Here is a 17,879-nt window from a genome sequence, read left to right on the forward strand (position 1 = left end):
TTTAAGGTATTCAGAGCAAATTATTAGAACAAGAAGATACTTTCAAAGGACTATAAACAAAGATGCCCAAGACTGATCACACCTACTGGTCGATTGCGAAACGCGGGATGCTGTGCCGCTGCCCTCACTGTGGAAAGGGCAAACTATATAAAAGTTATTTAAAACAAGTTGATTCTTGCCTATCCTGTGGAGAACCATTAGGCGAAATTCGCGCCGACGATGGACCAGCTTGGCTCACTATGTTTCTTCTAGGCGCCATTGTCTCTCCTCTTATATTTTTCTTAATAAGGTACGCCCTATGGCCGGACTGGGTATCCATGGGTATCGTGATAGTGACCACAATAATATTAACGCTCGTTCTGCTGCCTCCCATCAAAGGGTTATTTATCGCCATAATCTGGCGGAACAGCCATTCTACGAAGAAACATTAATTTCTTTAAAAAAACTAAACAATGGGGTAAAGTCCAGCTTAAGTTTTCTATTTCGAGACCTAGAGGAGGTCATATGTCAACGCCACTAATGCCTAAGGCTACTGCCCTATGGCTTATTGAAAATACAACGCTCACTTTTGATCAAATTTCAGAATTTTGTGGGTTACATGTTTTAGAAATTCAAGCCCTCGCCGATGGCGATATTGGTGCAGGATTGGCTCCGTTTGATCCTATTACGAATAATCAATTGACTCTTCAGGAAATCAAGCGTTGTGAAAACGACTCAAATACTCGGCTCGCTCTTTTACCTCCTATTGATCAAAGTTTGAGCATAAGAAAAAAAGGAAGTCGCTACACGCCTCTTTCAAGACGTGGAGATCGTCCCAATGCTATTGCTTGGATTTTGAAAAATTATCCTGAAATGCGGGATTCAGATATTATTCATCTTGTGGGAACAACAAAAAACACAATTGAAGCGATTAAAAATCGAACCCATAAGAACACACAAACGATTAAGCCTAGCAATCCTGTTACCCTTGGCCTTTGTACACAAGCTGATTTGGATGAGGCCGTAAATAAAATTAACAAAAGTTCTAAAACCACTGAGCAATAGAGTTTTTTGCTCACATTAGGGGAGGCTCCTTAGAGCATGAAATTGCGCACGCTCGATGGTGTTGATGTCGCAGGTAAAATTGTCTTGCTACGGTTAGATCTGAACCTGCCGATGAAAGACGGGGTTATTCTTGACCAAACACGCCTTAAACTTTCCCTTAAGACTCTTCAAGAGCTTCATTCAAAGGGCGCAAAAGTTGTTATTATGTCCCATTTAGGAAGACCCAAAGGCAGGGAAGACCCCGTTTTAAGCTTAGAACCCATTGCTCAAGCTCTAGAAACAAACCTTCAAGAACCCATCATTTTCCAAAAAGAATGGAATCATCGTCCCCATGCTTCTATCACATTGCTCGACAACATTCGATTTCACAGAGGAGAGGAAGAGAATGACATGTTGTTTGCCGCGGAGATTGCAAAATTAGGAGATCTTTATGTAAATGATGCTTTTTCTGTTTCTCATCGCGCCCATGCTTCTGTTGAAGCGATTACCCATATTTTACCCTCCTATGCGGGACGATTGATGGAAGATGAGATTTCAGCCTTGACGAAAATCCTTGATCATCCTGAACATCCTGTCACTGCCATTGTTGCCGGGAGTAAAATTTCAACGAAACTTACTGTTCTTGAAAATCTTTTGGATCGCATTGACACGCTTATTGTTGGAGGAGGAATCGCCAACACTTTTTTAAAAGCTATGGGGCTTCCCATAGGGGCCTCAATTTTTGAACGTGATATGTTGGACGAGACACACTCTATTTTAGAGAAAGCGAAGACTCTGAACAAAACTATCTTTGTTCCAAGAGATGCAAATCTCGATCCAGGTTCAAGAATTGCTGAAATTTCCGCCATTGAAAGCTCTGAAAAAATCTTTGATATGGGACCTGAAAGCGTTGTAGACATTCGAAAAATTCTTGAAGCCTCTAAAACAGTGATTTGGAACGGTCCTGTAGGTGTTTTTGAAATCCCTCCTTACGATGAATCGAGCCTGGAGATTGCTAGAATTATTGCAGTTTTAACGCAAAAGGGCGCTCTTTATTCCGTCGCAGGGGGAGGTGAAACTATTGCTTGCCTCAACAAAGCAGGTGTCATGGACAAATTTTCTCACGTCTCAACAGCAGGGGGAGCATTTTTGGAGTGGCTAGAAGGTAAAAAACTTCCTGGGGTTGAGCGCTTAAGCACAGATGTTTCTCGTTAATCTTCTGAGCACGCTCGAAAATTTATAAAAATAAAGAAAGGGAGATAACATGGTGTTAAAATTTTTTCATGGTCTTTCCAATGAAGGATTTCACAGATTAGTTTATACGGAAAGAGGCACCCCTAATCCTAAGCGCGCTGTCATTTGCATGCATGGGCTTACACGCAATAAATCAGATTTTGATTTCCTTGCTGAAGATCTCAGTAAAGATTTTCATGTGGTTGCGCTTGATGTGGTCGGGCGAGGTCAAAGCGATCGCTTCAAAGATCCTCAAAATTATCGTTACGAACAATACATGAGCGACGCCAATGCTCTCATTGCCCGCCTTGATGTTGAAGAAATCTATTGGATCGGTACTTCCATGGGGGGTTTGATTGGCATGATTATGGCTTGTTTACCAAATTCTCCCATTAAAAAACTTATTCTCAATGACGTGGGCCCCTTGATCCCAAAAGCAGCCGTCGACAGAATTAAACAATATGCGAGTATAAAATTAACGTTTAAAAATTTTGAGGAAGGCGCTGCTCTTTTGCGTCAAGTCTATGCGCCTTTTGGTAAATTAACGGAAGACCATTGGCAGCATCTTTTAAAAAATTCCATTGTTCAGGAACCTCAAGGAACCTATACCCTTGCTTATGATCCCTTATCTGCGCGGTATGTGGAAGATGACAATAATCCCGGCCCTATTAAAACCATTGAAGATAAAGAGGGAAATATTTTGTTCTGGTCATTTTGGGATAAAATCACCTGCCCTGTTTTGGTCATTAATGGTGAATTTTCAGATATTTTACCCAAAACACTTCTTGAAGAAATGCAGAAACGAGGACCCAAATTCGATAGATATGAAGTGAAAGAAGCGGGTCATGCCCCTGCTCTTATGGATCCTCTGCAAAGAGACACAATCTATCAATGGCTTCTTAAAAATTAGGCTAAAAAAGTTCAAAGAAATGTTTTTTGAGAGCCCCATCAATTTCACGTAAGGGGCTCTTGATCCCTAGCTTTTCTAAAGAAGTTACTCCAAAATCTTTAAGGCCACAGGGAATGATGCCTTTAAAACACTCCAAGTTTGGGGCAACATTTAAGGCAAACCCATGATAAGTCACCCATTTTTCGATGCGTACACCGATAGCAGCAATTTTCTCTTCCTGTTGATTGGTATTCACCACCCACAGTCCGATACGCCCGGATCGACGTTCTGCTTTCACAGTGAACTCCGCCAAAACACGAATGAGTAATTCTTCCAAAGTCCAGATATAACGTCTTAAATCAGGCTCTCGGGATTTTAAATTCAGCATCACATACCCAACCCGTTGGCCAGGGCCATGGTAAGTGATTTTACCGCCACGACCTGTTTCAAAAACTGGCGTATCTCCAGGATTTAAAAGATCACTCTTCACACTGGACGTGCCAAGCGTATAAACGGAAGGGTGTTCTAAGAGCCACACTGTTTCGGGTCCTGTTCCTTCTTGGATGTGGGCAACAATTTTTTTCATACGCCCAAGAGCCTCAGGGTATTCGACGATATTTTGCGCCACTTCCCAACGAACAGGGTTTTGTGTTTGAGGAGAATTTTGTTTCACAATTTTACCTTCATATGAATATTCTACAAAAATTGCCTTGCAAAACGCAAACTTTTCCGAGTATTTAAAGAATACCTTAAAGGCGGTCGTGGCGGAACTGGTAGACGCGCAGCGTTGAGGTCGCTGTGGGGGAGACCCCGTGGAAGTTCGAGTCTTCTCGACCGCACCAATAAAATTCCTTGAAAAACCTCTCAACACCTCTCGTGTCATCAAGAACAATATGTTACACTGTTGCAATTAGGCTCAAACCTTGAATTATTAGAGTTGCCAATGAAGGACGAATTCTACAAAAGCGCCCTTGACTATCACCGCTATCCGAAACCAGGAAAATTAGCGATCGTTGCGACAAAACCTCTGGCCAATCAAAGAGATTTATCGCTTGCTTATTCTCCAGGTGTTGCAGCGGCTTGCCATGAAATCATCGCAGATCCCAAAAAAGTTTCAGAGCTTACTGGACGTCAGAATCTTGTTGGTGTGATTACCAATGGTACAGCTGTATTAGGACTCGGTAATGCAGGTCCTCTTGCAGCAAAACCTGTGATGGAAGGAAAAGCTGTCTTATTCAAGAAATTTGCCGGCATTGATGTTTTTGATATCGAAATTAATGAACAAGATCCCGATAAACTTGTTGATATCATTGCGAGTCTTGAGCCTACTTTTGGTGCTCTCAATCTTGAAGATATAAAAGCTCCTGAATGTTTTTATGTTGAAAAAAAGCTGCGTGAACGTCTTAAAATTCCTGTTTTTCATGATGATCAACATGGCACTGCTATTATTGTTTCTGCCGCCATTTTAAACAGCTTAGAGCTCGTTGGTAAAAATATAAGCAAGGTAAAATTAGTGACATCAGGAGCAGGCGCTGCAGCGATTGCTTGCTTAAACCTCCTTCTTAAACTTGGCCTGAAAAGAGAACATGTTTTTGTGACCGATATTGATGGCGTTATCCATAAGTCTAGAAAAGACTTGGATGACTGTCAGATGTTTTTTGCACAAGACACACAAGCGCGGTGTCTTGAAGAAGTCATGGAAGGCGCTGATATATTTCTTGGATTGTCAGCAGGAGGCGTTCTAAAGCCCGAATTCTTAAAAAATATGGCAGATAAACCAATTATTCTTGCCCTCGCCAATCCCAATCCAGAAATTGTTCCAGATGCTGCAAAAGCCGTACGACCCGACGCCATTGTGGCGACAGGACGTTCAGATTTCCCTAATCAGGTTAATAATGTTCTTTGTTTTCCTTTTATTTTTAGGGGTGCTCTTGATGTGGGAGCAACGCGTATTAATGATGAAATGAAGCTGGCATGTGTCCATGCTCTTGCCAATTTAGCGAAGGTAGAACTTTCAGATATCGTGCTGGCAGCCTATGGCAGTGGGGAAGATCTTCGTTTTGGCCCTGAATATATTATTCCGAGACCCTTTGATCCAAGGCTTATGAGTGAAATTGCACCTGCCGTTGCTGAAGCAGCCATGAAAACAAAAGTTGCCGAACGGCCCTTAAGTGACTTAGCTGTTTATAAGCAGCAAATGAGTGAATTCGTGTTTCGCACAGGTATGGCTCTGCGCCCCATTTTCAATCAAGCACGAAAAAAACTTCAACGTATAGTGTTTTCAGAAGGTGAAGACACAAGAGTTTTAAGGGCCGCTCAAATCGCTCTGGACGAAAAACTTATTAAGCCTATCCTTGTTGGACGCCCCAAAGTTATTGAGTTTCGTCTAGAACGTCTTGGATTGAGAATGTGCCCCGGCGTTGATTTTGAGCTTATCGATCCCCAGAAAGATCATCGCTTTAATATATATTGGCAGGCCTATCATAAACTCATGGAACGTCGTGGCGTATCTCCTGATTTTGCCAAAACTATCCTGCGCACAAACTCAACCGTCATCGCTGCTTTGATGGTTCATCTTGGGGATGCAGATGCTATGTTATGCGGTCCCGAAGGTCGTTACCAACGACACTTGGAACACATTCAACAAATCATAGGCCTTAAACAAGGCGGCGGTGTCATAGCTGCCATTAGTGGCATTGTGCTAGACCGAGGCGTATATTTTATCTGTGATAGCTATGTGAACAAAGATCCCACGGCTGATGAGCTCGCTGAAATAACCTTGATGGCTGCTCAACAAGTAAGACAATTTGGTTTAATACCAAAAGTTGCCCTTCTTTCACATTCTAGCTTTGGCTCAAGCACAGCTGACAGTGCTGAAAAAATGCGTCAAGCGCTCATTAAAATTTCTGATCTTGATCAGGACCTTGAGATTGAAGGAGAAATGCATGCGGATGCAGCCTTTGACCCAGAAGGGCGCAACCGTATTTTTCCTCATTCTCGTCTAAAAGGCCAAGCGAATTTATTGATTATGCCAAATTTAGATGCAGCCAACATTGCCTTTAATATGCTTAAAGGACTAGCAAACGCTCAACCCATTGGACCTGTTCTTCTTGGCGGCAATAAATCTGCCCACATTCTTACCCCTTCCGTAAGCGTCAGAGGTGTTTTAAATATGACTGTTCTTGCGGCGGTAAACACATGACGATCCCTAAAGACGATAACCCTTTAGAAAATAAAAGTTTGTACGGTGTTTCGCCTGCCCTTGCTGATGAAATAGAATCGGCTCTTAATAGCAATAATTTCACAATCGTCCAGGGTCTTATTGAAGGCCTTCATGCGGCAGACGTTGCCGATCTTATGAAAGGTCTCAGTGCGGATCATCGTCGCGTTTTTATTGAGGCTATTAAAACAACACTTGATCCTGAAATTCTAGCCGAACTTGAAGATACAATTCGTAAAGACGCTCTGGAAGTTTTGGATACGCAAGAAATTGCTGAAGCCGTCAGCGATCTGGAAAGTGATGACGCTCTTGATTTGATTGAAGACCTGGAAGAGGATCAAAAACAGGAAGTTCTCAGTGCGATTCCGGCCGTTGAACGCGCGATTCTTGAAGAGGTCATGACGTATCCTGAAGAAAGCGCCGGTCGTTTGATGCAGCGTGAGATGGTGTGTGTTCCTACTTTTTGGACAGTCACGGAAGCCATTGCCTTTATTCGTAGTAATGAAGAATTACCGGAAAATTTTTACACGATCTATGTGGTGGATCCACGTCACCATCCCATCGGGGAAATCCCTTTAAGCAAACTTCTGCAATATAAAGGCGATAAAGCTGTTTCCGATATTATGAACACAGACCTCCACCAAATTCCTGTAACGAAAGATCAAGAAGAAGTGGCCGCTCTCTTCCAACATTATGGTTTAGTTTCAGCACCGGTTGTTGATCCTTCAGGGCGCATTGTGGGTATGATCACTGTGGACGATGTGGTCTCGGTTATCGAAGAAGAAGCCGAAGAAGATATCATGCTCATGGCAAAAGTCAGTGAGTCTGACTTTAATGCTCCTGTGTTAACAGCTTCTTATATGCGTATTCGATGGTTGGTTATCACGTTAGTCAATACACTCTTGGCGGCTTTTGTGATTTCTCAATTTCAAGATTCCATAAAAAAAATTACAGCGCTTTCTTTCTTGATGACGATTAATGCCGCCATGGGCGGGAATGCCGGCATGCAAGTCGTAACCATTGTTGTACGAGCCCTTGCAACGCGTAGTTTAAGAGAAGGAGACACCTGGCGTGCCATCACAAAAGAAATCTTGGTGGGTTTTGTAACGGGAAGTTTCTTTTCCTTTATTCTGGGCGGAATTGCTATCTTGTGGTTACAAGACATTCATTTGGGCATTATCTTATCGACGGCCATTATTTGTAATATTCTGTGGGCAGCGTTTGCAGGAACCCTATTCCCCATTATCATTCACAAAATGGGATTGGATCCTGCGTTAAGTGCAGGTCCCTTGCTGACAACAACGACCGATGTCTTAGGCTATGCTGTATTTCTAGGACTAGCGACCGCTTTTTTGATGTAAGCGCAAAAACACCTTGATATAAGTTTTTTTCTTCCCCATAGTGCCCTTATAAAAAAATTAAAAATACATCGCCTGGGGAGGCCAAAGAATGCAAAAAGATCCTATTGTTATTGTTGCTGCAAAACGAACACCCGCTGGCGCGTTTCAGGGCCAGTTTAAAAATGTCACCACTCCCCATCTTGGTTCCGCAGCTCTTAAAGGCGCTTATGAAAGCATCAACCTTTCGCCAGAATCCATTGAAGAAGTTTATATGGGATGCGTTTTGCCAGCAGGTTTGGGACAAGCTCCTGCACGTCAAGCAACACTCGGTGCTGGCTTACCTCCATCGACAGGCGCTACAACAGTGAATAAAGTATGTGGTTCTGGAATGAAAGCGATCATCTCAGGGTACGACGCTTTAAGTCTCGATCATGTAAAAGTAGTGGCCGCCGGTGGCATGGAAAGTATGACCAACGCTCCTTATCTTTTAGCCAAGGCACGGGATGGCTATCGTATGGGACACGACAAAATATTCGATCACATGATTCTTGATGGATTGCAAGACGCTTATGATCATGGGCAGTCTATGGGAGTGTTCGCAGAAAAAACTGCGGAGAAATATAATTTTTCAAGAGAACAACAAGACGACTTTGCCATTGAATCAGGCAAAAGAGCCTTACAAGCGATCGAACAAAAATTGTTTGTCGATGAGATTGTTCCTGTTGTCGTGAAAGATAGAAAAGATACGATCACGATTGATAAAGATGAGCCCCCCCTTAAATTAAATTTTGAAAAAGCCCGCACTTTAAAACCCGCTTTTAAAGAAGGAGGGACTGTCACTGCTGCAAACTCAAGCTCTATTAGTGATGGCGCAGCGGCTGTTATCATGATGAGAAAAAGCGAAGCTGAAAAACGTAATTTGAAACCCTTGGCTGTGATTCACGCACACGCATTTCACGCCAAAGAACCTGAGTGGTTCACCCTTGCCCCTGTTGACGCGATTAAAAAAGTTCTGGTTAAAACCGGTTGGACCTTAAATGACGTGGATCTGTTTGAAATTAACGAAGCTTTTGCTGTTGTCGCTATGGCCGCCATGCAAGACTTAAAAATCTCCCATGACAAAGTCAATATTCACGGGGGAGCTTGTGCGTTGGGTCACCCAATCGGTGCCAGTGGGGCGCGCATTCTTGTGACATTGCTTTATGCTCTCAAGCACAGGAACTTAAAAAAGGGCGTCGCCTGCCTTTGTATTGGAGGCGGCGAAGCAACAGCCCTTGCAATTGAGTGTCTGTAAAAATTTACTTTCTGGATAAGAAATCCTCGACAAGTCCCCGATCACCACAATGACGGGTCTTTTCAACGCCAAAGGTAATGGTTTCTGGGACACTTAAAAACCACTCCCATTCATCAAGCTCTGCGTGGGTTCCATTATCAGGGTTCTGTCCTGTCATAGCCACAATAGGGGTTGGACTTGTGAGTTCAATTGTGTGTTCCCTTTCAAAAAAAGTATACGCAAGCGCCTTGCCATAGGAAGACAAGGTGTTCGTTAACGCTCTTCTCTTTTCTCCAAGCTCCTTATCGCGCTTCTCTCCTCTGAGCTCTGTTTCTAGATCTCGGAGATTTGTTAAAACGTCAACAAAGACTTTTTTGCCCATATCAAGCATGCCTCGTTTAACATCCGCCCTTTCAAGTTTTTCCTCAAAGTCCTCTTGCTTAAATGTTTCTCCATTTAATTTTTTAAAAGAATTTAACGCATACGCTTTCATAATTTGGTCTTTTGTCCATAGTTTAAAGTCAGGCAGCGTTTCCTCGAGGGAGGGCGAGGCTTCTGTACGTTGTCTTATTTCTTGGTGAAGAAGCCCTTCTTCTTTACCAAGTTCATTAATGAAGCCTTGGACAAAATCCGTCATGATTTTATATTTTTCTTTTTCTAATTCAGTCACTTTTACCAAAGAAACTTTTGATAAGTCTTCTACGCTTACACGCATCCATGTCACGATATTGCTGAGATTCGGAAATCGTTTTTTTGCTCTCTCCCAGGCATTAAGATCCACCGTTGAAATATCAATTGAATCGTGACCTCCCTGTAAAGTTCTTTCAATACGGATATCAACACCCGCACGCTTTGCGAATTTTTCATAGGGGCTTAAATATTTATTCGAAAACCACTGGTCTTCGCCTTCGGACGTTAGTAAACGAATTTTACCATTCACTTTAAAATCTGGCGCAAAAACGAGAGGAAAAGTCGGGTAAACACCGTAATAACGATCCACAGGCGATTCTTCTGGTAGCTTTGAAAAGCCTGCTGCACTGCGGATTTTTTGATAAATCGGACTCAGGGGCAAAACGCCAATTGCCGGAATAGTGCCATAAGATAACCCAACAACGTCGAGTGTACTTATTGGAACCAGGGATTTGTGATGCTCATCAAAAAGTTCATTCATCAAATGCATTTGATGAATGGCGCCCGTCAATGCAGAAGCGCTTAAGGGGTCCTTTGAAATACTTTTATCGTAGGAATTAATCATAAAGACGACAAGATTAGGATCTTTCTTCGTTAAATTTTCTAAGATTTGTTTATCGCCGTCCCGTATGCCGTCAGAAGGAACGAGCCAAAATAAAATCCTTAAAGGCGTCTCTCCTGTCAAAGGGTTTCCATCACCAGCTGATATGACATGAATTTCAGGATTAAATTCATTGTGCTTAAACCCAATTTTTAATTCTCTAAAAGTCACTTCATTGCGTTCTACAAGCTCAAGGCTTAAGTCTGGCTGTGCCAGAGAATAAAGCATGAACTGGGGAAACATGTTCGGAAAGCCTGAATAACTTCCTTGCAAACGAAACTGCGTGCCATTCAATTTTTGTTGTTCTTTGAGAAAAGGCAGGACTTCTTTTATGAGAGGAGGTTGCAACGTTGCTTGTGCCTCATACGAGAAAATCAAACTCAAACAGAAAATAATGACACACCAAAAATTCTTCATTTTTAGGCTCCATAAAATAAAAACTGAAGGAGATATGATAAGAATTAATGCCCATAATGCAAGCTATCAATAGGATTGGAAGAGAAAATTGATTAAGCCCCTACAAAAGATCCTGAAAACGCGCTATTATAGACACACATATTTAAATGCTGGAGAATAATAAAAACGTGCATAAACGCCTTTTAAGTTTTTTGATCGCTGTTTTTTCACTCATACCTTTTTATTCAGCCTTTGCAGATAAACCTCATGCATGGCAAATGAATTTGCAAGTGCCTGCATCGCCTGTGATGGAAAAAATCACAGAACTTCATAACCTTTTGCTGGTGATTATTTTCTCAATCGCAATTTTCGTTTTGTTTTTATTGATTTTTGTAGTTTTTCGTTTCAGAGAGTCTAGGAATCCCGTCCCTTCAAAAACAACTCACAATACACCTCTTGAAATCGTTTGGACGCTTTTTCCTGTGATTATTTTAGCCGTCATCGCCTTCCCATCGTTTAAACTTATGTATTTTATGGATAAAGCTGTCGATGCAGAGATGACCGTTAAGGTCATAGGACATCAATGGTATTGGACCTATGAATATCCTGATCATCAGGTGAGTTTTGATAGTTACATGATAAAAGATGCGGATCTCAAACCGGGGCAAATGCGACTTCTTGAAGTCGATAATCAACTTATCGTCCCTGCGGATACTGTCGTACGCATATTGGTTACATCTGAAGATGTCCTTCATAGTTGGGCCATCCCCTCCTTAGGGATTAAACAAGATAGTGTCCCTGGTAAATTAAGAGAAATTTGGGTAAACGTTAAAAAAGAAGGTACTTACTACGGTCAATGTTCCGAGCTATGTGGTATGGATCATGGCTTCATGCCCATTGCCGTCAAAGCTGTAGATAAAGAAACATTTAATCAGTGGCTAAATGAAACAAAGTCAAAACATGCAAGCTCTGCGGAGCCTGCGCCATCAACAAAGGTAAGTTAAAATTTATGCAGGGGTTGAAATGAGTCACAGTTCTCATCATCCAACGGGCTGGCGTCGTTGGATTTTATCGACAAACCACAAGGATATTGGGACCTTATATATTATCTTTGCTGTTATTGGAGGTCTCATTGGGAGTGTGTTGTCGATCATTATGCGCATCCAATTAAGTCACCCAGGCAATGAATTTATCGCCGACCATCAATTTTATAACGTGATTATTACCGCCCATGGCTTATTAATGATATTTTTCATGGTAATGCCAGCCTTGATCGGTGGCTTTGGCAACTGGTTTATTCCCTTACTCATTGGGGCTCCAGACATGGCTTTTCCTCGACTTAATAACATCAGTTTTTGGTTACTTGTTCCTTCATTAGCCTTGTTATTACTCTCTGTTTTTCAAGGGAAAGGAGCAGGGACTGGTTGGACATTTTATCCACCTTTAAGCTCAATTATAGGCCATTCGGAACCGGCCGTTGACTATATGCTTTTCAGCCTCCATTTGGCAGGAGCTTCCTCTATTCTTGGCGCCATTAATTTTGTGACAACTATTTTCAATATGCGCGCGCCAGGAATGACGCTCCACAAGATGCCACTTTTTGTGTGGTCTATGTTAATTACGGCCTTCTTATTGATTATTTCAGTGCCTGTTCTTGCGGGTGGAATTACCATGCTTATCACTGACCGTAATTTTGGAACAACTTTTTTTGATCCAGCCGGTGGCGGAGATCCTCTTTTATTCCAGCACCTTTTCTGGTTCTTTGGCCATCCTGAAGTTTATATTATGATCCTCCCTGCCTTTGGTATTATCAGTCAGGTTATCTCGACCTTTTCAAGAAAACCCATTTTTGGCTATTTAGGCATGGTTTATGCGATGGCTTCTATTGGGTTTATTGGTCTATTGGTCTGGGCTCACCACATGTTTACCGTGGGATTAGAAGTCAACACCCGTGCTTATTTTACGGCAGCAACCATGATCATTGCGGTACCAACAGGCATCAAAGTATTCAGCTGGATCGCAACAATGTGGGGAGGATCCTTACGTTTCACAACGCCCATGCTTTTTGCTATTGGCTTTATTTTTCTGTTCACCATGGGTGGACTGACCGGTGTCGTCCTTTCCAATGCCGGCATCGATACAGCCATGCATGACACTTATTATGTCGTCGCCCATTTTCATTACGTTCTCTCTATGGGTGCCCTGTTTGGAATTTTTTCTGGATTTTATTATTGGATTGGTAAAATGTCGGGAAGACAATACTCTGAAACCCTCGGTAAAATACATTTCGTACTGACTTTTATTGGCGTCAATCTGATCTTTTTCCCCATGCACTTTTTAGGTCTCGCAGGCATGCCACGGCGAATACCTGACTACCCAGAGGCTTATGCGGGTTGGAATATTATTATAACCTATGGTGCTTATCTCACTGCTTTTGCTTCTTTATTTTTCTTATTTATCGTTTTGCATACTTTTTTGTGGGGTAAAAAGCTCGGTAAAAACCCCTGGGGAGAAGGGGCTACTACTTTGGAATGGACATTACCCTCTCCACCGGAATTTCATTCATTTGAAACTCTGCCTAAAGTAAAGTAATGCGCGCTCATTCTGGATTGATCAGTACGAAACTTCTTTTTGCTGAAAATTCCCTGGACGCAACCGTACGCGATTTTTTCAGTCTAACAAAGCCTGGCGTCATGTCTCTTGTCGTGTATTCGGCCTTGACGGGCATGGTTTTAGCCCCTCAATCCCTTCATCTTTATTTAGGATTCGTTTCTCTTCTGTGCATCGCCGCTGCCTCAGGAGGGGCTGCAGCTTTAAATATGTGGTATGATCGAGACATTGATTCTTTAATGGAAAGAACAAAAAAGCGACCCATCCCTTCTGGACGTATCGCTCCGAATGATGCCTTAAGCTTAGGGGTTTTGTTATCCCTCTTTTCGTTTTTTATGATGGCCATTACAACAAATCTTTTTGCGGCATTTTTGTTGGGACTGTCTATTGGCTTTTATATTTTTATTTATACAGTTTGGTTAAAACGTCGCACCCCTCAGAATATTGTTATTGGAGGGGCTGCAGGCGCTTTTCCTCCTATGATTGGTTGGGCGTCTGCCACTGGGGATATGGCTTTACTTCCCATACTTTTATTTCTTTTGATTTTTTGTTGGACGCCTTATCATTTTTGGGCGCTTGCCCTCTATCGTTCTAAAGATTATGAACGTGCAAACGTTCCTATGTTGCCTGTTCTAAAAAGTCACAGATATACACAGAATCAAATCACTTTTTATGCTCTTTTGACCCTTTTAATTTCAGGCCTGATTTACTTTATAGGATCATTTTCCTATATCTATGGGGGGACGGTCTTATTTTTAAGTGCATGGCTTTTGATACGCCTGATAAAATTTTACCTAAAACCCCATGCAAAATCTTCTTTTCAGCTTTTTACCTTTTCTATTTTTCATCTTTTTATGCTTTTATCAGCCATGATGATTGATCACATTTGGGGAAAAATAGGATGAAAAAGCCTTTTAAAATAACGCCCGCTCTGCGAAAAAAAAATATCGCTCTTCTTGTGATTTTGGGCGTTCTTGTCCTTTTAATTTATGGCCTAGCGATCGTGCGCATGAAGGGTATGTGATCAAGCGTGTCCTCCCTTCACAAGAAAAATAAGCATCTCAGCATTATTTTATCCGCCATCGTTTTTTCCATGCTGATTCTCGCTTTTGCTTCCGTTCCTCTCTATCGCATCTTTTGTCAAAAGACTGGCTACGGAGGAACACCAAAGATAGCGCTCGATGAATCCAAAGCAATAACCAACCATCGGTTAACGATACGTTTTAATGCCGATGTCCATCGAGATTTACCCTGGAGATTCAAACCTCTACAACAAAGCGTCGAAGTTTATGCGGGTGAAAATGCGTTGGCTTTTTATCATTTTGAGAATGTCTCTAATCAGCCTCTCGTCGGTATCGCAAGCTATAATGTGACGCCAGATAAAGCGGCTCCTTATTTTAATAAAATTCAATGTTTTTGTTTCGAAGATCAAATCTTGGGACCCAAACAAGGTGTTGATATGCCCGTTATGTTTTATATTGACCCAAAAATTGTCGATGATCCGGATTTAAAGGATGTTCGTACCATCACCTTGTCTTATACTTTCTTTTCTTCCAAGCATCCCAACATTAACAAAATATTAGGTCTACCCCCTGTTTCTAAGAACAGAGAGTAGGTGATTTAATTTACTCCTTGACTATTTTAATTAAAATGATTAAATTAATTAATATAAGGAGATTCCATAATGATAGCCATTCCATCAACTGAAGTAAAAACACACTTCGGCAAATACCTAAACAAGGCACTTGTGTCCCCTATTATGGTGACTAAAACAGGTCAGGAAGTGGTCGTCATGCTCTCTAAAGAAGAATATGATCGCTTGGAGGCCTTAGAGGATTCTTATTGGCTTATGAAAGCTCAATTGGCGGAAAAAAGTGGTTATATGGGAACTTCTGAAGGAAAAAAGCTTATTGATGCTTTAAGTGATGTTAAGTCTTGATTTAACAAAAGATGCTTGTAAGTTTTGGAGAAGCTTAGATTCAAAACAGTATAAACAAATAAGTAATAAAATATTATCTTTACTTGAAGATCCTGCGCCTTCAGATTTAAAAGCCCTTCAAGGCAATGATCAAAATTTCTTCAGAGTCGATGTTGGCGAATTTAGAATTATCTATCGCATTGAAGCTTCTACCCTGAAATTAGCTCTTATTGGTCGACGTAACGACGACACTGTCTATAAGCAATTTAAACGCAAATATTAGAAGGGTCCTTGAAACAACCATTAACAACAGTGCTCTTCTTGCTTTTTGTTTCATTTTGGGTGTATAATTCTACTGTAAATTATTGTTTGGAGATTATTAGATGAAAAATGAATTTCGATCTAGCGTTGTCCGTGGAGCTGCTCGCGAAAAAGCTGCAGTTGACCAGGGTTTGCGCGCCTTTATGATAAGCGTCTATAATTATATGACCCTCGGCATTGCATTGACAGGTGTGGTTGCGTTTTTCGTCTCCACAAGTCCTGAATTGTTACAATTGATTTTTGGCACTCCTTTGCGTTGGGTTGTTATGTTAGCGCCTTTGGGGTTTGTGTTTTATTTTAGCGCACGTATTCACACAATGTCAGCAACAGCAGCCCAAGTAACTTTCTGGCTGTTTGCCGCTCTTATGGGTGTTTCATTGGCGTCGATCTTTATCGTCTATAATTTAGGCAGTATTGCGAAAGTGTTCTTTATTACTGCAGGAACCTTTGGAGCCATGAGTCTTTATGGCTATACAACGAATCGCGATCTAACCAATTGGGGCAGCTTCTTATTTATGGGATTGATCGGCATTATCATTGCAAGCTTGGTTAATATCTTTTTAGCAAGCAGTGCTTTAGAATTTGGTATTTCCCTCATTGGTGTGCTGATCTTTACAGGTCTCACAGCTTATGACTCCCAAAACATAAAGAACATGTATCTTTATGGTGATGAAGAAGGCATTGCTGTAAAGAAAGCAGTGATGGGTGCTTTGACACTTTATCTCGACTTTATTAACTTGTTTATCATGCTCTTGAGGTTGCTAGGCAATCGCCGATAAGCGCTATTATCCAAGGATAAAGGGGGGCTTTCTAGCCCCCTTTTTTATGGACTTTATTTTTGATCCTCGCTATTTATCATCAAGGAGAGCGCCGACGTAGCTCAGTTGGTAGAGCAACGCATTCGTAATGCGTGGGTCGGGGGTTCGAATCCCTTCGTCGGCACCAGTCTCACCCTAACAATACCTTAAGATGTTTTTAAGAAGTGTGAAGAAAAACGTGAGGATGCAATGCAGAATTTTTGTTGGCTGCCTTTTTTAAAGGGGTGCGGAACAGGCGCTGGCCTGATTATCGCTATTGGTGCTCAAAATGCTTTTGTCCTTAAACAAGGCATTATGAGGAATCAAGTTTTTGTGACAGCCTTTTTTTGCGCCTTGGCTGACGCTTTGTTAATTAGCGTCGGTGTTGGCGGGTTTGGTGCCTTTTTAACGTCAAATACAATTTTATTGCTCATCGCCAAATGGGGCGGAGCAGCATTTTTGTTTTGGTATGGATTTCGAGCTTTTCGTTCTGTGTTTAAGAAAAACGCTCTTACTCAAAAAGATGCGAAAGGACCAGAGCGTCCTTCCTTGCAAGAAACTTTAGTCACGCTCTTTGTCCTCACTTTTTTTAATCCCCATGTTTACGTTGATGCTGTCGTGTTGCTTGGAAGTATTGGAGCTCAACATGAGGACTTTGAACGTCCTTTCTTTGCTTTTGGAGCGATACTAGCCTCTTTTGTATGGTTCTTTAGTGTTTGCTATGGAGCACGACTCTTAAGCCCCCTCTTTGAAAATCCAAAAGCCTGGAAGGTCTTAGATTTTATTATTGGGTGTATCATGTGGGGCATTGGTCTTACGCTTTTATTGCCCGACAGTTGCTTTTGTTAGATTTGAGACCGTGGTTCTCGAAATTGTTCGGGAGAAAGCAGCAACGTTCCTTGAATTTCTTGAGTTTCATAGTCCTGAGGACGACTGGTCACAAAAAAATTGGCCTGGACCATAAGAGCGATGTTCAAACAATTCCTTTGATCTTCCCCAAGATTTTTTAAATCGGCTGCTTGATCTTGGGTTGGCTTTATATTTTTTGCACATTCTGCATACAGGATGATGAATTTTTCCAAATAGTCCTTAAAGGGCGCCATGTGGGGTCGACGCGTTATTTGAATAAACGTAAGCAACTGTTGAGGAGATGTATAGAGCACCTGATTTTGCAGACCATCGCGTAAGATCTGACGACAAAACCCCTCTTTGAGGGCCGCCGTTAACAATATAGGTGTATCTAAAACGCCTTTCATTTCTAAGAAGTCTCAATTTCGTTACCGAGCACATTTAAAAGGCGCTCTTCTGGAATCTCTGTTACTCCATCAGCGGGACTTTGTTTGAGAAGCTCGATCAATTTGGTTGCCATATTTTGAGAAGATGTCTGAAGGGCTGGATGGATGGATAGAGAGTAACCTTCATCGCGCATCTCAATGACATCGCCTATCTTGAGACCATGACGCTCCCGAAACTCAGGGGGTAACGTAATTTGAAAGCCGCGACTTATCTTACGGTACATGGGTAATCTCCTATATTCCTTTTTTACTATAGTGACCCTCTCTCTCAAA

At 41.8% G+C, this 17,879-nt stretch carries 20 protein-coding genes and 2 tRNA genes; 18 read left to right on the top strand and 4 right to left on the bottom strand.

The window, feature by feature from the left end; genetic code table 11:
• Positions 1-107 precede the first annotated feature (107 nt).
• The 4 genes from GQ61_RS09420 to GQ61_RS05245 all read left to right on the top strand — a co-directional run bounded on the left by GQ61_RS09420 (position 108) and on the right by GQ61_RS05245 (position 3,166).
• Positions 108-431 (top strand): DUF983 domain-containing protein, encoded by a 324-nt coding sequence (locus tag GQ61_RS09420; protein WP_408606995.1) that lies wholly within the window; start codon positions 108-110, stop codon positions 429-431.
• Between the two features lie 73 nt (positions 432-504).
• On the top strand, positions 505-1,044 hold the full coding sequence (locus tag GQ61_RS05235) for a cell cycle transcriptional regulator TrcR (protein ID WP_085784310.1): 540 nt from the start codon (positions 505-507) through the stop codon (positions 1,042-1,044).
• 36 nt (positions 1,045-1,080) lie between these two features.
• Positions 1,081-2,238, top strand: a complete 1,158-nt coding sequence (locus GQ61_RS05240; protein ID WP_085784311.1) for a phosphoglycerate kinase — start codon at positions 1,081-1,083, stop codon at positions 2,236-2,238.
• A 49-nt stretch (positions 2,239-2,287) separates the two neighbouring features.
• The gene (locus tag GQ61_RS05245) at positions 2,288-3,166 is read left to right on the top strand and encodes an alpha/beta fold hydrolase (protein WP_085784312.1); all 879 of its coding nucleotides are present in this window, start codon (positions 2,288-2,290) and stop codon (positions 3,164-3,166) included.
• Between the two features lies 1 nt (position 3,167).
• Here the strand turns inward: GQ61_RS05245 and lipB are convergent, their stop codons facing one another.
• Positions 3,168-3,818: a lipoyl(octanoyl) transferase LipB gene (gene lipB / locus GQ61_RS05250; protein ID WP_085784313.1), complete on the bottom strand. Its 651-nt coding sequence runs from the start codon at positions 3,816-3,818 to the stop codon at positions 3,168-3,170.
• Between the two features lie 82 nt (positions 3,819-3,900).
• Here lipB and GQ61_RS05255 point away from each other — a divergent pair.
• The 4 genes from GQ61_RS05255 to GQ61_RS05270 all read left to right on the top strand — a co-directional run bounded on the left by GQ61_RS05255 (position 3,901) and on the right by GQ61_RS05270 (position 8,999).
• Positions 3,901-3,987 (top strand) — tRNA-Leu (locus tag GQ61_RS05255).
• 101 nt (positions 3,988-4,088) lie between these two features.
• Positions 4,089-6,347, top strand: coding sequence for an NADP-dependent malic enzyme (locus GQ61_RS05260; protein ID WP_085784314.1), 2,259 nt, complete (start codon positions 4,089-4,091; stop codon positions 6,345-6,347).
• Positions 6,344-7,726, top strand: coding sequence for a magnesium transporter (mgtE, locus tag GQ61_RS05265; RefSeq protein ID WP_085784315.1), 1,383 nt, complete (start codon positions 6,344-6,346; stop codon positions 7,724-7,726). The genes GQ61_RS05260 and mgtE overlap by 4 nt, the downstream gene beginning before the upstream one ends.
• A gap of 88 nt (positions 7,727-7,814) precedes the next feature.
• Positions 7,815-8,999: an acetyl-CoA C-acyltransferase gene (locus GQ61_RS05270; RefSeq protein ID WP_085784316.1), complete on the top strand. Its 1,185-nt coding sequence runs from the start codon at positions 7,815-7,817 to the stop codon at positions 8,997-8,999.
• A 4-nt stretch (positions 9,000-9,003) separates the two neighbouring features.
• Here GQ61_RS05270 and GQ61_RS05275 read toward each other — a convergent pair whose 3' ends face one another.
• Positions 9,004-10,686, bottom strand: a complete 1,683-nt coding sequence (locus tag GQ61_RS05275; protein WP_085784317.1) for a hypothetical protein — start codon at positions 10,684-10,686, stop codon at positions 9,004-9,006.
• Between the two features lie 167 nt (positions 10,687-10,853).
• On the opposite strand from GQ61_RS05275, the gene coxB reads away from it, so the two are divergent.
• The 10 genes from coxB to GQ61_RS05320 all read left to right on the top strand — a co-directional run bounded on the left by coxB (position 10,854) and on the right by GQ61_RS05320 (position 17,160).
• The gene (gene coxB, locus GQ61_RS05280; RefSeq protein ID WP_232317302.1) at positions 10,854-11,669 is read left to right on the top strand and encodes a cytochrome c oxidase subunit II; all 816 of its coding nucleotides are present in this window, start codon (positions 10,854-10,856) and stop codon (positions 11,667-11,669) included.
• A 19-nt stretch (positions 11,670-11,688) separates the two neighbouring features.
• Positions 11,689-13,257 carry a cytochrome c oxidase subunit I gene (ctaD, locus tag GQ61_RS05285; protein ID WP_085784319.1) on the top strand — a complete coding sequence of 523 codons (1,569 nt, stop codon included), beginning with the start codon at positions 11,689-11,691 and terminating at the stop codon, positions 13,255-13,257.
• Positions 13,257-14,180 (top strand): heme o synthase, encoded by a 924-nt coding sequence (locus GQ61_RS05290; protein WP_085784320.1) that lies wholly within the window; start codon positions 13,257-13,259, stop codon positions 14,178-14,180. The genes ctaD and GQ61_RS05290 overlap by 1 nt, the downstream gene beginning before the upstream one ends.
• Positions 14,177-14,299, top strand: a complete 123-nt coding sequence (locus GQ61_RS09300; protein WP_269747278.1) for a cytochrome c oxidase system small membrane protein — start codon at positions 14,177-14,179, stop codon at positions 14,297-14,299. Before GQ61_RS05290 ends, GQ61_RS09300 begins: the two co-directional genes overlap by 4 nt.
• Before the next feature lie 6 nt (positions 14,300-14,305).
• Entirely contained in the window at positions 14,306-14,890 is a 585-nt protein-coding gene (locus GQ61_RS05295) for a cytochrome c oxidase assembly protein (protein ID WP_085784321.1), read from the top strand.
• 69 nt (positions 14,891-14,959) lie between these two features.
• Positions 14,960-15,214 carry a type II toxin-antitoxin system Phd/YefM family antitoxin gene (locus tag GQ61_RS05300; protein WP_085784322.1) on the top strand — a complete coding sequence of 85 codons (255 nt, stop codon included), beginning with the start codon at positions 14,960-14,962 and terminating at the stop codon, positions 15,212-15,214.
• Positions 15,201-15,476, top strand: a complete 276-nt coding sequence (locus tag GQ61_RS05305; protein ID WP_085784323.1) for a type II toxin-antitoxin system RelE family toxin — start codon at positions 15,201-15,203, stop codon at positions 15,474-15,476. The genes GQ61_RS05300 and GQ61_RS05305 overlap by 14 nt, the downstream gene beginning before the upstream one ends.
• Positions 15,477-15,576: 100 nt before the next feature.
• Positions 15,577-16,293: a Bax inhibitor-1/YccA family protein gene (locus tag GQ61_RS05310; RefSeq protein WP_085784324.1), complete on the top strand. Its 717-nt coding sequence runs from the start codon at positions 15,577-15,579 to the stop codon at positions 16,291-16,293.
• A 90-nt stretch (positions 16,294-16,383) separates the two neighbouring features.
• Positions 16,384-16,459: transfer RNA gene (locus GQ61_RS05315), tRNA-Thr, on the top strand.
• Positions 16,460-16,521: 62 nt separating this feature from the next.
• On the top strand, positions 16,522-17,160 hold the full coding sequence (locus GQ61_RS05320; RefSeq protein ID WP_085784325.1) for a LysE/ArgO family amino acid transporter: 639 nt from the start codon (positions 16,522-16,524) through the stop codon (positions 17,158-17,160).
• Here the strand turns inward: GQ61_RS05320 and GQ61_RS05325 are convergent.
• Together GQ61_RS05325 and GQ61_RS05330 are read right to left on the bottom strand one after the other, a co-directional pair.
• Positions 17,157-17,567 carry a hypothetical protein gene (locus GQ61_RS05325; RefSeq protein ID WP_085784326.1) on the bottom strand — a complete coding sequence of 137 codons (411 nt, stop codon included), beginning with the start codon at positions 17,565-17,567 and terminating at the stop codon, positions 17,157-17,159. The two genes, GQ61_RS05320 and GQ61_RS05325, sit on opposite strands and share 4 nt — an antisense overlap.
• 2 nt (positions 17,568-17,569) lie before the next feature.
• Positions 17,570-17,830, bottom strand: a complete 261-nt coding sequence (locus GQ61_RS05330; protein WP_085784327.1) for an AbrB/MazE/SpoVT family DNA-binding domain-containing protein — start codon at positions 17,828-17,830, stop codon at positions 17,570-17,572.
• Between the last annotated feature and the right edge of the window lie 49 nt (positions 17,831-17,879).

Source organism: Candidatus Nucleicultrix amoebiphila FS5 (assembly GCF_002117145.1).
In the GTDB taxonomy this organism is placed as follows: Bacteria; Pseudomonadota; Alphaproteobacteria; order Caedimonadales; family Nucleicultricaceae; genus Nucleicultrix; species Nucleicultrix amoebiphila.